The organism is Candidatus Magnetaquicoccus inordinatus (genome assembly GCF_004217665.1).
In the GTDB taxonomy this organism is placed as follows: Bacteria; Pseudomonadota; Magnetococcia; order Magnetococcales; family Magnetaquicoccaceae; genus Magnetaquicoccus; species Magnetaquicoccus inordinatus.
The window spans coordinates 1-3,375 of record NZ_RXIU01000291.1 but is presented as its reverse complement, the minus strand read 5'-3'; the positions used below and the strand labels follow the sequence as shown (position 1 = coordinate 3,375).

At 53.0% G+C, this 3,375-nt stretch carries 2 protein-coding genes; both read right to left on the bottom strand.

Features of this window, described 5'->3' with window-relative positions:
• Positions 1–574: 574 nt before the first annotated feature.
• A complete protein-coding gene (locus tag EJP87_RS14780) occupies positions 575–2,278 on the bottom strand; it encodes a methyl-accepting chemotaxis protein (protein WP_130472629.1) in 1,704 nt (567 codons plus the stop codon).
• A gap of 136 nt (positions 2,279–2,414) precedes the next feature.
• Entirely contained in the window at positions 2,415–3,176 is a 762-nt protein-coding gene (locus EJP87_RS14775) for a vWA domain-containing protein (RefSeq protein WP_130472628.1), read from the bottom strand.
• Positions 3,177–3,375: the final 199 nt, after the last annotated feature.

Genomic DNA, 3,375 nt, shown 5'->3' with positions numbered 1-3,375 from the left:
AAGCCCTGCTGGTAATGTGCGGCGTTTCACAAAAGCGAATGCGTAGCATTCGCGCACGCCGCACAGATTTGTGCCCCAAAGGGGCACTCTTTGGGAGGGCGGACGCCCGACATGCACAGTTTCGCTTGTGGCAACAGTGAGGAAATTGGCAAATGCGCTTGCCCTGGGGGAATGGAGCTGTTTTTGCCCGTTATGAAAAGGCTGGGTAACTATTCAGGTTCGTGCTGGTTCGCCAGCTCTACCCCCATGGGGATGCTGTGCGGATTGGCGCAAAAAAGCGCGCCAATGCGCACAGCTTGCTTCCATTAGGCGTTTAAGCCGACGCAAAAAGCGCGTCGGCTTGTTGTGAAAGGCGCGCCAAAGGCAAAAGATTAAAAGCAAAATCCCATGGATTCCATCCCTGGACCCGGCCAGGGAGGTGCCCTCCCTGGACCCGCAGTTGTGTTGGGTGGTGAATAGTTACAAGGCTGGCATGTTGAGGGTATGCGCGCCTGGTCATAACGGGCGGGATCGATGGTTTGAGCAAGAGTGGGCTGTGCCTGGTCTGCTCTTGTTATCTCTTTTTTGCTTGTTGTTAAAACTTTTCAAAATCCTGATCATCCACTTTCATATCCAGGACAGCTCCTTTGCTGTTGGCAGTTTTAGTGGCCACGGTTCGTTCTGTTTTGGGGCGCTGTGCCAATTGCAGGGTTTTTCCTGATGCTTTGCTTCTGGCTGTTTTGCTGGTGGTAGGGGATGGTTTGCGGGCTGTTGTTTTGGGGCTGGCGTGTTGTTGTCCCAGGTTGAAGAAGGCGATGGCTTGGGACATCATATCGGCTTGGGCGCTCAGCTCTTCGGCGGTTGCTGCCATCTCTTCCGAGGCTCCGGCGTTGCGTTGGATCACCTGATCCAGTTGTTGAATCGCCTGATTGATCTGGCCTGCTCCTTGATTTTGCTCTTGGCTGGAGGCGTTGATCTCTTGAATCAGCTCTGCGGTTTTTTGGATGTCTGGAACCAATTTATTGATGATCCCGCCGGCTTTTTCGGCAATATCGACGCTGGAGGCGGAGAGGTGGCTGATTTCGCCGGCGGCGCTTTGGCTGCGTTCGGCCAATTTTCTGACTTCGGCGGCCACCACGGCAAAGCCTTTACCATGTTCGCCTGCTCGTGCGGCTTCGATGGCGGCGTTGAGGGCCAGCAGGTTGGTTTGGCGGGCTATCTCCTCGATAATACCGATTTTGGCGGCGATCTCTTTCATTGCGTGCACCGCTTCGCTGACTGCTTTGCCGCCTTCTGCGGCATCTTTTGCGGCTGTTTGTGCGATATTTTGCGTGGTGCTGGCGTTATCGGAGTTTTGGGCGATATTGGAGAGCATCTCTTCCATGGCTGAGGAGGTCTCTTCGACGGATGCCGCCTGTTCGGTTGCTCCTTGTGAGAGGCTTTGTGCGGCATCGGAGATTTCGTTACTGCCTATGGAGACTTGGGCGGCGGCGGTAGAGACATCGCCGATCACTTCGCGTAGTTTATCGGCCATTTTATTCATGGCGCCGGCCAGTTGTCCCACCTCATCCCGGCTTTCCACCTGCAGCGACTGGGTCAAATCGCCGCCGGAGAGGGCTTCTGCCAATTTTACTCCGTTGCCTAGAGGAACAACAATCGACTGTGAAATGCCCCAGCCCATCAGCAGGCCCAAAATAATGGAGCCGATAATCAAGGCGATCATGATTGAGCGACTCTGTTCGTAGAGGGCGGTATTATCATCGGATGTTTTTTTGGCAACCTCTTCTTTTAGTTTAGCCAACTCTTCCAGAACCTGATCCAGAGCGCGCAGTTTATCCCGTGTCTGGCCGAAGGCGAGCTCTTTGGCTTTGTCCATTTCTCCGGCGAGAGCCATGCGTACCACCCCTTCTTGAAGTGGTTTCCACTCTGCATAGGCGGCTTCCAGTTTGGCTACGGTTGCTTTGCCGCGTTCGGTATAAAATTTCTCTTTGACGATGTTCAGATTGCTTTGCAGTTGGCTATGGCCTTCGGCGATGCGTTTGGCATAGCCATTTTTTTGTTCCTGGTCGTTGACCAAAAGCAGATTTTGTTGGGCGCGTACTATTTCCAGGGCATCAATATTGGTCTCTTTGACAATACTGATGCCTTTCAACTCGCGTTCGTAGAGGAGGGTATCGGCGTTATCGATAGCGCCCATATTGACGATACCGACCCAGCCGACGATGGCCATTAAAACAGAAAAAACCAGGAAGGATGTGAGCAAGCGATAAGCAATTTTCATGTCATTGAGCCACTGCATGGGAATCTCCTTTTCCGATGAATTGCGCTTTTTAGCAATGTTTTAGCAATGATTTATTTACTGGTTTTTTGTTTTTGAGTAACACATCTGCAACTATCGAGTAGGATAGACAGAAACCTCTTGTGAAAGCAAGGGGTCAAAAGACTTCGGCGCTATCGGTGATTTGTGGGGCAGGGGGCGGGCCCAAGACCACATTGGTATGCAGGCGAGCGGAGTTTTCGCCGCGCACGGATTCATCGACATAGCTTTTGGATGAGGAGCGTACTGCGGCGGTGCTGGCCCATTTGATATGGTTGAGCAGATCACTTTTGTTATGTGCTTTAAGGATCCCGACCTCTTTGCGCAGGGCGGGGGAGACAAATTTAAGTAATTCTTGTTCGTCGTAGTGGCTTTCGTCGCCGATGGCGATGGCCAGGCGTACAGCTTTCATGCCCCAGGGGAGGCGATCGAGTTCTTGGATCGCGAGTTCGTATTCTTCGGCGCTATCGGTACAGAAGCCATCGGAGATCAGGAGGCAGACTGGGGGCAGGCCGCGATCGGGCATTTTATGGATTTCCAGTTGTTGGGCGAGCATGCGTAGTGCTTGGGAGGTAGCGGTTGCGCCTTCTGGGCGCAGATCGGGCCAGGTAAAGTGAGCCAGGGGCATAGGGGAGGGGCCGACGTGCCATTCGGCGAGGCTGGCGAAGCGGATGGCGCGCATTTCGACGCGCACTTGTGGGTGATCTTTGACCACTTCGGCGATTTCTGGGAGCACTTCGCGGATGGATTGGTTGAGGGTGGCCATTTTGGTACCGCTCATGGATCCGGAGCAGTCGGCAAGCCAGAAGAAGTGGAGGGTACGTTTTGCGACTTCGCCGGCTGGTACGGGGATTTCTTGGGTATGAGATGGGGTATCCATCTGGAAGGTTTTCCCTATAATAAGTTATTGAAATACAATACAATACAATACAAAACAAAACAGAAAAACTATTACGGAGGTCCAGGAGGGGATTATCCCCTCCTGGCGGGATGCAAGGGCGGAGCCCCATATGCGCTAACATGTTTTCCCCGATACAGCCATTTGTCGCTTACGTTTTCGCGGTGATTCTGCCAGTTGG